Here is a 16,046-nt window from a genome sequence, read left to right on the forward strand (position 1 = left end):
TCCTGCTGCGGCGCATGCGGCACAAGAGCGATTTCCCGGCGATGTCGGATTCGGTGGTGCGCATCCAGCGCGTCGCGAACTCGGAGACCGAGAGCCTGGCCAGCCTGTCAAGCGAGATCCTGAAGGATGTCGCGCTGACCAACAAGCTGCTGCGGCTGGTGAACACCGCGCACTACGCGCAGTCGGGCGGCGGCAGCATCAGCACGGTGTCGCGCGCGGTGGCGCTGATCGGCTTTGCCGGCATCCGCAACATCGCGCTCAGCCTGGTGCTGCTGGAGCACATGCACGACAAGGGGCATGCGAACCAGCTGAAGGAGGAGTTCCTGCGTTCGCTGATGGCCGGCTCGCTGGCCAACGAACTGCTGYCGGGGTCGAAGGAGGGCGAGGAGGCCTTCATCGGCGCGATGTTCCAGAACCTGGGCCGGTTGCTGACGGAGTTCTATTTCCCGGACGAGGCGCGCCAGGTGCGYAAGCTGACCGGCAGCAAGGGCGTGGGCGGCTCGACGATGGGCGAGCATGCGGCGTCGATCAGCGTGCTGGGCTTGAGCTTCGAGGAGCTGGGGCTGGGCATCGCGAAGGCCTGGGGATTCCCCGAGAGCCTGCAGCGCTGCATGCGCCGGCCGGTGGGCGATTTCCCGACGCGGCCGTGCGAGAAGGCCGACCGGTTGCGCTGGATCGCGATGGCGGCCAACGAGGTGACCGACGCGATGATGCAGGCCGAGCCGGGCCGCGCGAGCAGCGCGATCGCGGCGGTGGCGCAGCGCTATGCACGCGTGCTCGAGATCAGCCCGCGCGACATGCAGGCCGCGGCGCTGCTGGCGCAGCAGCGGCTGGCCGGGCTGGCGCAGGCGATGAGCCTGAGCGTGCAGCCGGGCTCGCCGGTGCGGCGCCTGCTGGAGCAGCCGGGCGGCAACGGCACCGCGAAGACCATCGTCAGCGATGCTGACAGCCTGGCGGGGCACGAGCTGCAGGCGACGATCGCGATCGACGTGACGGTGCCGGAGCAGAAGCCGTTCGACCAGGACGCGGCGGCGGCGATGCTGGGTGCGGGGATCCAGGACATCACGAACACGATGGTCGAGGACTTCAAGCTCAACGACGTGTTGCGGATGATCCTGGAGACGATGCTGCGTGCGCTCGGGTTCCGGCGCATCGTGTTCTGCCTGCGCGATCCGAAGACCGAGATGCTGACCGGCCGCTTCGGCATGGGCGAGGACGTGGACGGCGCGTGCAAGCAGTTCAAGGTGGCGCTGAAGCCGGCACCGGGCACCGCGCCCGACCTGTTCAGCGCAGTGTGCCTGAAGGGGGCCGACACGCTGATCTCGGATGCGACGGTGCCGAACATCGCGGCGCGGCTGCCGGCGTGGTACCGGCAGCAGGTGAATGCGCCGGCCTTCCTGCTGCTGCCGCTGCTGATGAAGGGCGCGCCGTTCGCGCTGATCTATGCCGACAAGGCACAGCCCGGCGGCATCGACCTGGGGGAGCGGGAGCTCTCGCTGCTGCGCACGCTGCGCAACCAGGCGGTGATGGCGTTCAAGCAGTCGCGCTGAGCGTCACGGCGAGGGGCTGGGCGGGTGCGGCGTAGCATCGGCCGCATGCGTATCTACGTGGTTTCTTATGCGGCAGCGCTCATCGTGCTGCTGGCGCTCGACGGCTTGTGGCTGGGGTTCATCGCGATCGACTGGTACCGCGCTGGCATCGGGCATCTGATGGCAGAGCAGGTCAACGTCGCCGCGGCGGCGGTGTTCTACCTGCYGTTCCCGATCGGCGTGGTGGTGTTCGCGGCGATGCCGGCGCGGGATGCGTGGCATGCGGCGCGGCTGGGTGGCCTGCTTGGGCTCCTCTGCTACGCGACCTATGACCTGACGAACCTAGCGACGCTGAAAGGGTGGCCGGTCGGGATCACGGTGGCTGATATCGCTTGGGGGACGTTGGTGGGGGTGTTGTCGGCGAGTGCTGCGCGATGGAGTTTGCGTCGCACAGAGTGATTCGGCATCCGCCGTTGCCGGATATACACGGATTATTGTGCGCCTGCAACAGATAATTGCAATGTCATTGAGGTATTGAAGATCCTGAGGACAAATGACCTCGAATGGAACTGAGTGGAGGCCGATGTCACACAGCGTATTGACGGCGGTTCATTCTCTTCGAGGTGTAGTAATGTTTGGTGTCCACTTTAAAAAAGACAATGTGCAAGATTTTGGGCTTGCGCGAGAGAAGGCTCTGAAAAAGCTGAAGGGTGGTATCCACGACAACGAGCGTATTGATCTTGTTCGGACAGAAACCGGGTACAAGGTTTCACGACGGTCTGTTCTGTTTGGAAAGGGCGGAGTGAGTCTCGAAGCCAAAAAGTTCCTAAACACTTTGGATCTCTATGCTGAACCAAAGGCAAGAGTCGGAACTGTCGGGCGGAAGGACTCTATAAAAATCCTCTCGCAATGCATTGATGGGGCGTCGAAGATGGAAGAGGGCGGGGTCCTGTGGAGGTCGCCGACCGAAATCTATACTCCTTGTGGATTCATTTCGGGGAAACCGGAATGGAAGGTCATGCAGCAGGTCGGGAAAGACGGAGATCTATTTGTGGTCATGGATGAGCCAGATGGGGGCATCACGGATCAAATGCGCAAGACGCTCAGGAGTGCCGTCAATGGAGGAATTTCTTGGGGGGATCTGAAAAAGATAGAAATCGGAGGGTCGACGAAGATATTGATTCCTCTTCAAGGGGCGGTAGCGCAAGCAGGAAAATTCCCGGACTTTGTCAGTGATGTCACGGCTTCACATGTCACATTCAAAGGGAAACGATACAAGTTTGACGAACAGGCAATTGGCAAGGTCGCCGGGAAAGAAAAGAGATTGATCAGAAAGGCCGTTGCAGAGGACGGCGATACGATCGTTCTGARGCCCCTTGATGTTTCTTCGGATTCTCCGGAGTTGGTTATTAGCAAGAAGGTTGGGGATGGGAATTCAGCCAATATACTTGGCTGCCGAGGGTCAATCATCACTGCTGCCGGTCAATATTTTTTGATCTCTGACTATGCAAGGAAGGGAACGGTCACGGAGTACGTTGAAAAGCTTCGTCAGCGTATGGAGGACGGGCGTGTCTCACGACAGGATGGTCAGAGAAAGCTCTATAAGATTGCTCACCAAATGTGCTTGGGCGTCGAGCAGCTTCATGATCTGGGATACAAGCATATGGATCTGAAACCGGACAACTTCTATGTCGACGAGGATGGTGAAGGTGAGCCTGTTGTCAAGTTGGCAGATTTCGGAATGTCTGCCCGAAGCGGTGTAGTTATAAATACTGGTCGCAGCGACTGCTTGAAATACATGTCACCGGAATACTACACAGTGTGGAGTGATCCGGAGAATAGGGCTAAAACTGATCGTGCTAATCAGCTCAAGGAGAGGGAGAGCGGGTTGAAGAGGCTTGGTAAGTATGAGAATTTGGAAGCTGTACAAGGAAAGAGAATAAAGGATAGGGTGCTTAAGAAGGCTGGGCTGCCGGCGATTGGGGCTGCGAGCGATGTGCATGGTCTGGTAGCTTCGATATGGGATATTTGCTGTGACGAAAAAGCAAAGGACAGGGCTTCCTTCCTTACTCCACTCAAGTTGCGGAATCAACGCTCATGGCTCGATAGCCGCGAGGAGCGGACAATCATCAATTTGATTCGCGACGGCTTCGTGGATGACCCCGCAAAGCGTCCGACGGCCAAAGTGCTGGCTGATAGATTCGCGACAGTGGTTAAAGCCGCCAGCAAGACGTGAACTGAATCGGTCAGCGATTGGTGCTGGCAACGGGGCAAGTCGGTGGATTCCTACGACGCGAAGCGCGTCCCGCCGACATTGCATCGAGCCCCAACCCCGCGCCGATCAACGGCAGCGATTCCTATGGTTGTGACACATCATGTAAGGAGATCGCGATGAGCAAACAGCAGAAGCCAACTCAACCGGGCAAGCAGCAACCCCAGGCCGACCTGAGCCAGGTTCAGGGCGAAGGCGACTACGAAGCCGCCCGCCACTACGACGAAAAGACCCGCGAGTTCGTCAAGTCCGGCAAGGTCGACGAGGCGGCGCGCAACGCGCATCCGAAGTCGCCGCGCGAGCAGCAGGACATGCAGAAGGCCGAGGAGATCGGCAAGTCGCGCTCGAAGAGCGAAGACCCGCACGGTTGACGGATTGACGGTCGGCGCGTCAGCGCCCGTCGACCAGCTTCGCGAACTCCGCCGCCCGGAACCGCTCCATCACGAAATCGACGAACACCCGCGTCTTCGCCGGCAGCAGGCTGCGGCTCGGGTAGTACAGCGACAGCGGCCCCGCGTCGCTGTACCAGCCCGGCAGCAGCCGCACCAGTTCCCCGCTCGCGATGAGCGCGAAGGCGAACGGCATCGGCAGCAGCGCGACGCCGAGCCCGAGCTTCGCCGCCTCGGCGATCGCCTCGGGGTCGCTGAAGATCAGCCGCGCCTTGCAGGGCACCGCCTGCTCGGCGTTGCGTTTCGAGCGCAGCGTCCACGGCCGCACGCGCCCCGTCGGTGACGACCGCCGCATGATCCCGTCGAACTCCGCCAGGTCCTCCGGCGTACGCGGCATCGGCCGCCCGCTCAGGTAGTCCGGCGACGCCACCGCCACGATGTGCACCGGCGCCAGCTCGCGCGCCACGACGCCCGGCGCCAGCTCGAAGCCGCCGCCGATCGCCGCGTCGAACCCCTCGCCGATCAGATCGACCTGCCGGTTGTCGAAATGCCAGTCCGGCAGCACCGCCGGGTAGCGCGCCAGGAACTCTCCCAGCAGCGGCACCAGGAAGCGCCGCCCGAATGCCAGCCCCATGCTGACCTTCAGCGTGCCGGCCGGCGTCTCGTCACCGCGCTGCACGCCCGCCATCGCGGTCTGCAACGACGCCAGCGGGTCGCTCACCTGCTGCAGGAAGCGCTCGCCGCTTTCGGTGAGCGCCAGCCGGCGCGTGCTGCGTTGAAAGAGCCTTGCGCCGAGATCGGCCTCGAGCTTCGCCACGTTCTTGCTGACGCCCGCCGGCGTCAGGCCCAGCACCCGCGCCGCGGCCGAGAAGCTGCCGTGCTCTGCCGTGTGGACGAACGACACCAGGTGCTGCAGGTAGGTCATGCGCGATCTTAAACCGATGGTTGAAGCTGATTGCGTCCGTTTCCAGCTAGTCGGTTCAAGCTGATTTCAAGACACTGGCGACAGCTGTTCACCCTTCACCCACGGAGATCTCCATGCGAACCCTCATGTCCCTTGCCCTGGCATCGCTGACGCTGCTGGCCATGCCGGCCTCGGCTTCGGCTCAATCCCTCAAGTACCCGGCGCCCACGTTCTCGACCCGCGAGGTCACGACCAACGGCGCGACCATCCACGTCCGCTCCGGCGGCAAGGGCCCCGCGGTGGTGCTGCTGCACGGCTACGGCGAGACCGGCGACATGTGGGTGCCGCTCGCCATCGACCTGGCACGTGATCACACGGTGATCATGCCGGACCTGCGCGGGCTCGGCCTGTCGTCCAAGCCGGCTGGCGGCTTCGACAAGAAGACCCAGGCCGGCGACGTGAGCGGCGTGCTGCAGGCCTTCGGCGTGCAGCAGGCCGACGTCGTCGCGCACGACATCGGCAACATGGTCGCCTTCCAGTTCGCCGCACAGCACCCCGAGCAGGTGCGCCGCCTGGTGCTGATCGACGCACCGGTGCCCGGCGTCGGGCCGTGGGAAGAGATCCTGAAGAACCCGCTGCTGTGGCACTTCCGCTTCGGCGGGCCGGACATGGAGCGCCTGGTCGCCGGCCGCGAACGCATCTACCTCGATCGCTTCTGGAACGAGTTCTCGGCCACGCCCGCGCGCTTCAGCGAAGCGGCACGCCAGCACTACGCCGCGCTCTATGCCCGCCCGGGTGCGATGCATTCCGGCTTTGCGCAGTTCGCGGCGTTCGACCAGGACGCGGTCGACAACCGCGCCTTCCTTGCCGGCAACCGCCTGAAGATGCCCGTGCTGGCACTCGGCGGCGAGAAGTCGTTCGGCTTGACGATGGCCACCGTGATGCGCGCCGGCGCCGACGACGTGACCGAAGGCATCGTCCCCAACTCGGGCCACTGGATCATGGAAGAGAACCCGGCGGCCACCGGCCAGCTGGTGAAGAGCTTCCTCGCCAAGTAATGAGTATTTAACCTAGTGAAATAATTCATCAAGATCTCCTAGAGTCCGCGCAGCATCGAAATGGAAACGGTTCCATTCGATGCCTACAAGAGACATATCAAGGAGACGACACGATGAAACGGTGGCTCACGATGGGGCTGACGGCGCTCACGCTCGGCCTGGGCGGTTGCGGTGGTGGTGATGACGACGCACCGCCCGCACCGCCGCCGTCTCCTCCCGAGAACCAGCCGCTGGACGACTGGCCTGCGATCCAGAGCTCGATCCCGCAGGACGCCTCGCAGGAAGCGCAGATCCAGGGCCTCGTCGCGACCATGACGCTGGCGCAGAAGGTCGGCCAGATGACGCAGCCCGACATCCGCAGCATCACGCCCGACCAGGTGCGGCAGTACTACATCGGCTCGGTGCTGAACGGCGGCGGCGCCTGGCCCGGCAACAAGAAGAACGCCGCCGTGGCCGACTGGCTCGCACTGGCCGATGCCTACTGGCAGGCGTCGATGGACACCGACCTGGCCGTCAAGATCCCGGTGATCTGGGGCACCGACGCCGTGCACGGCCATGGCAATGTCTACGGCGCCACGCTGTTTCCGCAGAACATCGGCCTGGGCGCCGCGAACGATCCCGCGCTGATCGAGCGCATCGGCGAAGCCGTCGCGATGCAGGTGCATTCCACCGGCATCGACTGGACCTTCGCGCCGACGCTCGCGGTGGTGCGCGACGACCGCTGGGGCCGCACCTACGAAGGCTTCTCGGAAGACCCGGCCATCGTCGCCAGCTACGGCGGGCGCTACACCACCGGGCTGCAGGGCCGCTTCGCCGCCTCGGGCCGGCCCACCGTGGTGGCCACGGCCAAGCACTTCATGGGCGATGGTGGCACCGACCTGGGCAAGGACCAGGGCGAGAACAAGGCCACGCTCGCGGAGATGATCAACATCCACGGTGCCGGCTATTACACGTCGCTGGCAGCGGGTGCGCAGACCGTGATGGCCTCGTTCAACAGCTGGACCTTCCAGGGCAGCACGAAAGACGGCCTCGCGCTCGACTTCGCGAACGCCAAGTTGCACGGCAACAAGTACCTGCTGACCGACGTGCTGAAGACGAAGATGGGCTTCGACGGGCTGGTCGTCTCCGACTGGAACGGCATCGGCCAGGTGAAGTACACCGACGCGACCGGTGCGGTGAAGTCGTGCACCAATTCGTCGTGCCCGCCGTCCATCAACGCCGGCATGGACCTGATCATGGTGCCGGACGACTGGAAGGCCTTCATAGCCAACACCATCGCCTCGGTGAACGCCGGCGAGATCCCGATGGCGCGCATCGACGATGCGGTGACCCGCATCCTGCGCGTGAAGCTGCGCTCCGGGCTGATGAAGCTCGAGGGCGGTGCGACGGTCTCGACCAAGCCTTCGCTGCGCACCGGTGCCGGCGACCCGGCCGCGCTGCAGCACCGCGAGCTGGCCCGCGAGGCGGTGCGCAAATCGCTGGTGCTGCTGAAGAACGATGGCGGCGTGCTGCCGCTCCAGCGCGGCGAGAAGCTGCTGGTGGTCGGGCGCAGTGCCGACAGCATGTCGAACCAGACCGGTGGCTGGTCGCTGACCTGGCAGGGCACGTCGAACACGAATGCCGATTTCCCGAACGGCGACACCGTGCTGGCCGGCATCCGCGAGGCGGCGGGCGACGGCAACGTCACCTTCTCGGTCGACGCGGCCAACGTCAACGTGGCCGACTACCAGGCCGTGATCGCCGTCATCGGCGAGACGCCGTATGCCGAAGGCGCCGGTGACATCGGCAAGGCCGGCACGCTGGAGCATGCCAAGCGCTACCCGGCCGACCTCGCGGTGCTGGAGGCGGTGAAAGGCAAGGGCGTGCCGGTGGTGACGGTGCTGCTGAGCGGCCGCCCGCTGTGGGTGAACAAGGAGCTGAACCGCAGCGATGCCTTTGTCGCGGCCTTCCTGCCGGGCACCGAGGGCAAGGGCGTGGCCGACGTGCTGTTCCGCAAGGCCGACGGCACGGTGAACTTCGACTTCCAGGGCCGGCTCTCGTTCTCGTGGCCGAAGGAGGCCTGCCAGACGGTGCTGAACCGCGGCGATGCCACGTATGCGCCGCTGTTCGCCTACGGCTACGGCCTGGGCTACGCGGCGGCCGGCGCGGCGCTGGGCAACACGCTGGACGAGACCACGCCGACGCTCGGCTGCGGCCAGAGCGCGAACACCGGCCCGGCAGCGACCGAGCCGCTGGAGGTGTTCAACCTCGTCGAGAACCCGACCTTCCCGCTGTTCATCGGCTCATCGCCGAACTGGATGATCCCGGTGGGCGCCGACCTGAACGCGACCATCGTCACGCAGGACGGCACGCTGACGCTGCAGACCGCACAGGTCAACGTGCAGCAGGACGGCAAGAAGCTCACCTGGACCGGCCTGGGCGAGTTCAAGGCGATCGCGTCGGACCCGGCCAGCACCAGCGTGCGCAACCCGCAGAACCTGGAGAGCTACGTGCACCCGGATGCGAAGGCGGTGCTCGCGTTCGACATCGTGGTCGACCAGGCGCCGCAAGGCAGCGTGAAGATCCGCATCGACTGCGGCTACCCGTGCCGCGGCGAACTGGACGGCACCGCGGTGCTCAAGGCGCTGCCGCTGGGCACGAAGGCCACGGTGAAGATCCCGCTGTCGTGCTTCGCGGAGGCCGGCGCTGACTTCTCGGCGATCGACACCGCCTTCCTGGTGCAGACCGACAAGCCGTTCAGCGCGAGCTTCGCGAACATCCGCTGGCTGGTGAACGCGAGCGGCGATGCCGACACCCATGCCTGTGCCGAGCTGGCACCACCGCCGCCGCCCGCCATCRAGCCGCTGCCGGGCCCGAGCGCGACGCTGCTGGGAGCCGACGGCCTGCTCAGCGGCCTGGCGACGGGCATGTACACCTCGACGCCGACGCACGTGGTGGCCACGGTGGCGAACGGCGAGGCCGACCTGCAGTTCGCGGCCGACGGCGGCAACGGCACGTTCTACTTCACCGGCAGCGGGTTGAACCTGAGCGGCTATGCGGGCGGCACGCTGCAGTTCGAGCTGGCGGTCAGCAGCTGGGGCACCAACACCAAGGGCCTCGCGATCAAGATGGAGAGCCCGGGCGATGGCTGCCGCAACGTCGACTACGTGATCCCCGATGCGATGAAGCCGCCGGCCGACGGCGCCTTCCACGCGGTCACGCTGAACGTGGCGGACGTGACTGCGGTGAAGAACGCACCGTGTTTCACGCTCGACAACATCACCGTGCCGTTCGGGATCTTCCCGGTGTGGGACGACCAGCAGGGGGTGAGCTTCAAGGTGCGGAACGTGAAGCTGGTGCAGTGACGCCCTGGCGCCACGCCCGGGGCGACTGCCCGCTGATGCGCTTGAAGGCGTTGCTGAAGGCGCTCTCGGAGGTGTAGCCGAGCGCGCGCGCGATCACCGCCACCGGCGTGGCTTCGGTGCGCAGCGCGCGTTCGGCGAGGCGCATCCGCCAGTCGGTGAGGTAGGTCAGCGGTGCGACGCCCGCGACCGTGCGGAAGTGCAGCGCGAAGGTCGTGCGCGACATCGCACACGCCTTCGCGAGTTCGTCCAGGTGCCAGGCGCGCGCCGGCTCGCCGTGCATCAGCCGCAGCGCGGGGGCGAGGCGTGGGTCGCCCAGCGCGCGCAGCCAGCCGGCGGGCATCGGGCCGGYGGTCTGCAGGTGCGCGCGCAGGATCTGGATGAACAACAGCTGTGCGAGTTGCGCCGAGGCGAGCTGCGACCCCGGCAGCCCGGTGGCCTGTTCCTCGACGAGCTGGGCCAGCACCCAGCGGAAGATCGCTGCCTGCGGCGAGGCCGCCTGGATGTGGATCCACGGCGGCAGCACGTCGGCCAGCAGCCGCCCGCTGGTGGGGTCGAGCAGCACGTGGCCGCCGATGTGCGCGAAGTCCTCGCCGCTGCCGACCGCCGCCGTCGCACGGGCCGAGCCCGAGAACAGCGCCATCGCATCGACGGGCGTCACGTCGGGTGCGCTGGCCAGCACGAAGGAGCGGCGCGCCGCCAACAGGCCGACATCGCCGGTGTCGAAGCGGATCGGCTCGGGCTCGCCGTCGATGCGAACCCAGCAACTGCCTTTGACGATCGCGAAGAACTTGATCTTCTCCGGCGCCGGAAACCGGATCGCCCAGGCGCCGCCGGCGGTGAATCCCCCGGTGACGAGCGATTCCGCGCGCGTGTACTTGAGGATGTCGGAGAACGGATCGGTCTGCATTTGCGTACTGTCGCGCAAGTATTGCGAACGTTCAAGCATTCACAGTCCGGCTGCGGCGTCCTATCGTCTCGGCATGAATCAATTCAACGAAGAACTTGTCCTCGTGACCGGTGGCACCGGCTTCATCGCGCAGCACTGCATCCTCGCGCTGCTGGCGCGCGGCCACCGCGTGCGCACCACCGTGCGCTCGCGGGAACGCGAGGCGGAGGTGCGTGCCAACCTGCGCGCCGGTGGCGCTGAGCCGGGGGATCGCCTCGTGTTCGTCGAGGCCGACCTGACGGCTGACGCGGGGTGGGCACAGGCCGCCGCCGGATGCCGCTACGTGCTGCACGGTGCGTCACCCACGCCGTCGGGCGATCAGGTCCGCGAAGAGGACTGGATCGTGCCCGCGGTCGACGGCAACCTGCGCGTGCTGCGGGCTGCGCGCGATGCCGGCGTGCGGCGCGTGGTRCTGACCTCGGCCTTCGGTGCGGTGGGCATCGGCCACGGGCCGATGACGCGGCCGTTCGACGAGACCGACTGGACCGACCTGTCGGGCCATGTGTGGCCGTACCAGAAGTCGAAGACGCTCGCGGAGCGCGCGGCGTGGGATTTCGTCGCGAGGGAAGGGCGCGGGCTGGAACTGTCCGCCGTCAATCCGGTGGCGGTGCTCGGCCCGGCCTTGGGTGCGGACACCTCGCACTCCATCCAGCTGGTCAAGCGCCTGCTGGACGGTCAGCCGGGTTCGCCGAAGGTCAACACCGGCATCGTCGACGTGCGCGACGTGGCGGACCTGCATGTGCGTGCGATGACGAACCCTGCCGCCGCGGGCGAACGCTTCATCGCGACCGCCGGCGAGAGCCTGTGGCTGGTGGAGATCGCGAAGGTGCTGCGGCGCCGCATGGGCGTGGCAGCCGGCAGGGTGTCGACACGGGCGCTGCCCAACTGGTTCGTGCGGCTGCTGGCACGGCGCAATCCGGCGATGGGGGGCATCGTGCCGCTGCTCGGCCTGAACTTGAACGCGACGGGCGAGAAGGCGCGGCGCGTGCTGGGCTGGTCGCCGCGCTCGAGCGAGGAGGCGATCGTGGCGGCGGCGGAGAGCCTGGTGCGGCTGGGGTTGGTGCGCGCGTGATGGCGGTCGGCTGGAGGAGGGGGCCGTTCACCGAACACCGAAAGGGATGCTGGTGATGGCTGTCCAGAGCCGCCGCAGACCCTTTGGCGGCGCTGGCGGGAGATGAGTCAGTGGAACTCGCATGAGAACCGCTTCCGTCAGAACGATGCCTCGCAGGTCGCGAGGGTCGCCGGCCAACTGCATCGCCGCGGAATACTCCGCACTTGTCGACGCGACCGCCTCCAGGCGTCTCCTGCCGGCGTCATCCCCCTGCGCCATCTCCTTTGCAAGCTCATCGGCGGCGACGTAGAGGGGCTCGTTGCTGAGCAGCCCCTTGGCGGACACTTTCGTCTCGAAGTCCCGGACCAGGAAGGCACCCTGGAACTTGACGCCCTGCGGCGAGAGCAGAACCTGCGCGAATGCCATCGGCACGAAGGCGATCAGGCACTCGGCGTCTTCGGCGCTGATGTTTTGCGACACGAGTGCTTGAACGAGCGCGTCGAGGTCCTCGAACGAGTTGCTGGCGATCGTGTCCAGGAAGCGCTGGACTTTCTGTCTGGAGGTCAGGGTCATTTTCCGGAATCGTCCCTCGCTGGCCCGCCGATTCGTTGCCTGATGGCGATGAGCTGGTCGTAGTTGACCTCGGGCCAGTGCGGTGTCTTGTACGCGTGCGACTGGAACGCTCGGATGAAGCGCCAGAACGGCAGGAGGACCTCCGCCGGATCTCCTAGCAGGGAGAGGACGGACGACGCCTGGCTGCGCGCGCTGTCGGGGGCGAACTCCAGGTCGAGCATCACCGTCGACCCGATGGGCTTGAAGTGCATGAAGTAGCCGTCGGGTTCAAGGTGCCACCAAACGCAAGCCTCCGAGCCGGAGGCCGCCCGGCCCAGCGCTTCGATCAGGTCTTGAATCGGGTTGTTGGGAACGTCGGACGCGTCGATCTCGATGGTCCTGTTGCCGACGGCAAGGCGTAGCGGCAACCATCCGTGAGACGGCGGTTCGTGGTGGATGCGGAGGTTGTTCATGATTCGGAATCTTCGTCCGGCAAGTCTTCGTCAGCGGCGTAGAACACGTGCCCCTTGTTTGAAAACATCAGGCTGTCAAGGAATGTGGTCCGCCGGACCCATTCGACGTCGAGCATGGGCAGGTCACCGAGGTTGGTTCCGGCGTATGCCGGGGTTGACCATTCGGCGCTGACACGCGCCTTGGCCTGCTGAACGGCATCCTGTTCCGACACCCCGCGAACGATGCGGGTCGCGTAGAAGCCGACTATGGGCGGATCGGAGGCATCGGGGCCGGGAACCTGAATCCGGGTTCCATGGAGCAAGACGCGGTAGTAGGGCACGATGTCTTGGCACCCTCAAACGCTGATCTGTCCCAGCGCATGGCGAACGGCCGGCCAATCGGTCGATGCTGGCAGCCGAACAAGGTCCGGCTTGGACAGGCGACACCGCTGCTCGTGCTCCCGCAACAGCCCTTCGGCATCGATGTGAACCTCGGGTGAGAACGCGCCCGACACCGTACGCTCGACCCGCTCCGACATCGCGGTCATGAGTCGCTCATGGAGCGAGAGGCACTCTGCCAAGAAATCCGAACGAGTCAGGCTGTAGCTGCCGAACGGCGCGGACCAGGCGGGGGAACCTTCGATGAGCTTGTCCCGGTGATCCCATTCGATGTGAACCATCGACTCGTCCGACCACAACACGATGTCCGCGGATGGCGACAGGTAGGCCGTGTCGAGTTGGCGCTGGCCGATCCAGGTACATGCCGCGTCGACTGTCGACCAGTCGTCGTTGTCGTCGCGCTCGGCGTTCTTGTCGCACCAAGCCGACATTCGTTTCAGCGTCCGCTTGCGGCCCTCGCCGGCAATGTGCGGGATCAAGTCTGCTGGGACGGGTTCGAGCGCGCGGGCTGCCATCTCCACGACATCTTCGTACAGCCGTGCAACCTGATACTCGCAGAAGCGTGACAGCCCTGGCTCCTGCGCCGAGAGGCTGTACTCGAGCAGCTTGGAAGCTCCGACTTCGATCCAGTAGTGACCATCGGTCAACCCGAACCAATGAAGATCCAGCATGCCTGCGCTGCCCCATGGCTTGATTGTCTCGAGGGGCAGCAACGTGAAGTTGAACAGCATGGCGATCACCCGCCCGTGCGATTGGCCGCAAGCTGCCGCCGGCGCTCGTGGCGCAGCAGCGCGGTGCGCGCCCAGGCCGTGAGGCTACGGTTCGAGAACGCGGCCACCTTCAGGCGCAACGCGATCGACACCGTCGCCAGCGCCGGCAGCAGGATCGGGCCGGCCAGCACGCCGAACCATTGGCGCATGTTGTAGAACAGCGCGCCGGCCCGTGGCGCGTGGAACTGCCACAGCCACGCGGCACCCACCAGCCAGCCCAGGAACAGCAGTGCGCGCGTCGAGAGCGGCCGGGCCGGCAGCGGAATGTGGCCGATGCCGAAACCCCAGACGACGCGAGCCAGCACGATCACGGTCACCACCGTCATCGCGAGCATCAGCAGCGACCCGATCGACACCATCACCGAGGCCGCCGAGCGCTTCTGCATGCCCGCGAACAGCACGTGCTGGCCGCGCTCCAGGTCGTCCATGCAGGCGGCGCGGGCATCGCCGAGCTGCTGGGCTTCGCCGGCGGGCAGCTCAGGCAGCGCTGCCCGGCTCATCGCGCCCCACAGGGCCGTCATGTCCGGCGGGCAGTCGGTGGGGATGTCGGCCCGGCCCGTCGCGCTCTGGTGGCCCGCGAGGAACAGCAGGTGGGCTTCGGTGGCCGCGAAGTCGTCGAGGTCGGTGCGCAGTGCGCGAAGGTGCGGCCACCAGTCCAGGCCGCTCGGCTGGGGCACCGGGTCGCGCAGCGAGATCAGCGTGCAGTTGCGTGCGCGCAGGACGTCGCCGCGCGTCTGCTCCATCATCAGGTCCATCGCGCGCATCGGCGTGGCCCAGCCGTCGATCGGGCGCATCGGCCAGGCCGGCGCGGAGGCGTCGATGCAGGTGGCATGGCCGAGCGCCGGGTCGAATTCGCGCAGGCCGTGGTTGTCGAGGACGCCGCCGTCGCCCAGGTGATGCCTGCCGCAGCGGATGGGTTCGAACACCCCGGGCACCGCGCTCGACGCCGCGATGGCGCGCGCGACCGGCAGGTCGTTCATCGTCAGGTAGCTGGCATCGGGCTGGCGCGGCAGGCGCCGGTCGCCCAGCAGCACCACGCAGCGGTTGCCCTGGGCGTAGTCGGAGCAGGCGATGCGCCACTCCGGCAGCTCGGTGGGCCACACATCCGCCGCGGCCGCTCGATGCAGGCGGCGCAGCCAGCGGCGATTGATGCGTGACATCGCGTCCGAGAAGCCGAACTCGTTGCGCACCAGCCCGCTGCTCAGCGCGCGAATCGACGCCATCACGCGCAGCCGGGGGTTGTGGCGGCTCTTGCGAAAGAGAGCCAGGTGTGCACGCAGCGCGCACTGCGCCAGCRCATCGTCGCGCACCGGCCCGTGCCGTGCCTCGGCCAGCCATTCCTGCAGGAAGAAGCCCGCGGCGATCGATCCGCCCGAGATGGTCACCAGCATCTTCAGTTCGCGCAGGCGCCCTTGGGCTGCCAATGCGTGCAGTGCACCCAGGTGATAGAAGGCGGCGCGAAACCCCCCGCCCGAGAGCGAGAGCTGGTGGATCTGCCCGTCATCCGCCGCAGCGGTGTCGGTGGTGGGGTGGGGAATGCTGGAGAAGGTCATGACTTGACTCTGAGGCCGACTCGGGTGTTCTCGAATTCGAAGCGATAGGCGGCGCCACAGGCCTTGCCGCGCTCGGTCGAGCGGAGCGCTTCATCCGTGTCGATGGCTCGCATCCGGCGCCRCAGTTCCCGGGCCGTCTGGGTCACCGTCCAGGCCGACACGGAAGCACAGATCTTCGGGACTTCGTTCAGCGAGAGCAGCGACAGGACGTTCTCGGTGCAGGTGCCGACTGCGCTGCGAAGTGCTTCTCTGTGCGCCTCGGTTGTCTTCGAGTTCTTGCCGCGACTCAGCTTGACCGTGAGGCCGATGGCCTGCGTGTCGCAGTCGGCGGTCCGTTGGTTCAGGTCGGCCAGCGCGGACGATTGCTTGCCCAGGTAGGCGTTGACGCCTTCGACGCCGTCGGTTCGCAGGCGTTGCTCGAGGGTGGAGACGAGTTCGTTGGATGAGAGGGCAGCTGCCGGAAGCATCAGCAGTCCGACAAGAATYGCGCGTGCCATTCAGAAGTCCCGCCACTCATCTTTGATGTTCCATTTGATGGAAGAAGATGGCGTCACTGATCGCTCCTCCACTCAAGGAAGTCTTCCRCAGTGCCTTCCTCAGCCATTTCCAGTATGGCCTCTGCAACTGCGTGCTGACCCTTCGCAGCGGCGGAGGCCGCGAGGGTGCATGCCAGGAAGCCAAGATTCCATGACTTTGCAGAGGCTTCGGCTGCGAGCGCTGGAAGGCGACTCAGAGCGTTGAAGTACGACTCAGACAGCTCGTCTGGAACCTGGGTGCCTTGCTTCGCCCGACAGATCTCGACCCACGCCGGAAAATGTAAGTAGGAC

The 16,046-nt window shown here is 65.8% G+C and carries 15 protein-coding genes and 1 pseudogene; 7 read left to right on the top strand and 9 right to left on the bottom strand.

All coding sequences use genetic code 11. From position 1 onward, the window contains the following. The 4 genes from AC1D12_RS07880 to AC1D12_RS07895 form a co-directional block, all read left to right on the top strand. Positions 1-1,550: HDOD domain-containing protein (locus tag AC1D12_RS07880; RefSeq protein ID WP_477839792.1), on the top strand; the 1,550-nt coding region annotated here is incomplete at its 5' end. Positions 1,551-1,595: 45 nt separating this feature from the next. Beyond that, complete coding sequence (locus tag AC1D12_RS07885) at positions 1,596-1,988, top strand: DUF2177 family protein (protein ID WP_477839794.1); 393 nt, start codon at positions 1,596-1,598, stop codon at positions 1,986-1,988. A gap of 172 nt (positions 1,989-2,160) precedes the next feature. Next, positions 2,161-3,765 (top strand): protein kinase domain-containing protein, encoded by a 1,605-nt coding sequence (locus AC1D12_RS07890; protein ID WP_477839796.1) that lies wholly within the window; start codon positions 2,161-2,163, stop codon positions 3,763-3,765. 155 nt (positions 3,766-3,920) lie between these two features. Further along, complete coding sequence (locus AC1D12_RS07895) at positions 3,921-4,172, top strand: hypothetical protein (RefSeq protein WP_477827897.1); 252 nt, start codon at positions 3,921-3,923, stop codon at positions 4,170-4,172. 19 nt (positions 4,173-4,191) lie between these two features. Here AC1D12_RS07895 and AC1D12_RS07900 read toward each other — a convergent pair whose 3' ends face one another. Next, positions 4,192-5,115: a LysR family transcriptional regulator gene (locus AC1D12_RS07900; RefSeq protein WP_477827896.1), complete on the bottom strand. Its 924-nt coding sequence runs from the start codon at positions 5,113-5,115 to the stop codon at positions 4,192-4,194. A gap of 113 nt (positions 5,116-5,228) precedes the next feature. On the opposite strand from AC1D12_RS07900, the gene AC1D12_RS07905 reads away from it, so the two are divergent. Next, a complete protein-coding gene (locus tag AC1D12_RS07905; RefSeq protein WP_477839798.1) occupies positions 5,229-6,152 on the top strand; it encodes an alpha/beta fold hydrolase in 924 nt (307 codons plus the stop codon). Positions 6,153-6,265: 113 nt separating this feature from the next. Continuing rightward, positions 6,266-9,496 carry a glycoside hydrolase family 3 N-terminal domain-containing protein gene (locus AC1D12_RS07910; protein ID WP_477839800.1) on the top strand — a complete coding sequence of 1,077 codons (3,231 nt, stop codon included), beginning with the start codon at positions 6,266-6,268 and terminating at the stop codon, positions 9,494-9,496. Here the strand turns inward: AC1D12_RS07910 and AC1D12_RS07915 are convergent. Further along, the gene (locus tag AC1D12_RS07915) at positions 9,465-10,442 is read right to left on the bottom strand and encodes an AraC family transcriptional regulator (protein ID WP_477839802.1); all 978 of its coding nucleotides are present in this window, start codon (positions 10,440-10,442) and stop codon (positions 9,465-9,467) included. The two genes, AC1D12_RS07910 and AC1D12_RS07915, sit on opposite strands and share 32 nt — an antisense overlap. 34 nt (positions 10,443-10,476) lie before the next feature. Between AC1D12_RS07915 and AC1D12_RS07920 the strand changes: the two genes are divergently transcribed. After that, complete coding sequence (locus AC1D12_RS07920) at positions 10,477-11,514, top strand: SDR family oxidoreductase (RefSeq protein WP_477839804.1); 1,038 nt, start codon at positions 10,477-10,479, stop codon at positions 11,512-11,514. 27 nt (positions 11,515-11,541) lie between these two features. Here AC1D12_RS07920 and AC1D12_RS07925 read toward each other — a convergent pair whose 3' ends face one another. The 7 genes and pseudogenes from AC1D12_RS07925 to AC1D12_RS07955 all read right to left on the bottom strand — a co-directional run. Then, on the bottom strand, positions 11,542-12,066 hold the full coding sequence (locus AC1D12_RS07925; RefSeq protein WP_477839806.1) for a hypothetical protein: 525 nt from the start codon (positions 12,064-12,066) through the stop codon (positions 11,542-11,544). After that, positions 12,063-12,518, bottom strand: coding sequence for a hypothetical protein (locus tag AC1D12_RS07930; protein ID WP_477839808.1), 456 nt, complete (start codon positions 12,516-12,518; stop codon positions 12,063-12,065). Before AC1D12_RS07930 ends, AC1D12_RS07925 begins: the two co-directional genes overlap by 4 nt. Further along, the gene (locus AC1D12_RS07935) at positions 12,515-12,838 is read right to left on the bottom strand and encodes a KH domain-containing protein (RefSeq protein WP_477828578.1); all 324 of its coding nucleotides are present in this window, start codon (positions 12,836-12,838) and stop codon (positions 12,515-12,517) included. Before AC1D12_RS07935 ends, AC1D12_RS07930 begins: the two co-directional genes overlap by 4 nt. A gap of 15 nt (positions 12,839-12,853) precedes the next feature. Beyond that, positions 12,854-13,627: a DUF5984 family protein gene (locus AC1D12_RS07940; RefSeq protein WP_477839810.1), complete on the bottom strand. Its 774-nt coding sequence runs from the start codon at positions 13,625-13,627 to the stop codon at positions 12,854-12,856. Positions 13,628-13,632: 5 nt separating this feature from the next. Further along, the gene (locus AC1D12_RS07945) at positions 13,633-15,219 is read right to left on the bottom strand and encodes a patatin-like phospholipase family protein (protein WP_477839812.1); all 1,587 of its coding nucleotides are present in this window, start codon (positions 15,217-15,219) and stop codon (positions 13,633-13,635) included. Beyond that, the gene (locus tag AC1D12_RS07950) at positions 15,216-15,716 is read right to left on the bottom strand and encodes a hypothetical protein (protein ID WP_477839814.1); all 501 of its coding nucleotides are present in this window, start codon (positions 15,714-15,716) and stop codon (positions 15,216-15,218) included. Before AC1D12_RS07950 ends, AC1D12_RS07945 begins: the two co-directional genes overlap by 4 nt. A 53-nt stretch (positions 15,717-15,769) precedes the next feature. Continuing rightward, a pseudogene (locus tag AC1D12_RS07955) lies at positions 15,770-16,046 on the bottom strand (hypothetical protein); the annotation flags it as partial.

Source organism: Rhizobacter sp. P1_G5 (assembly GCF_056405435.1).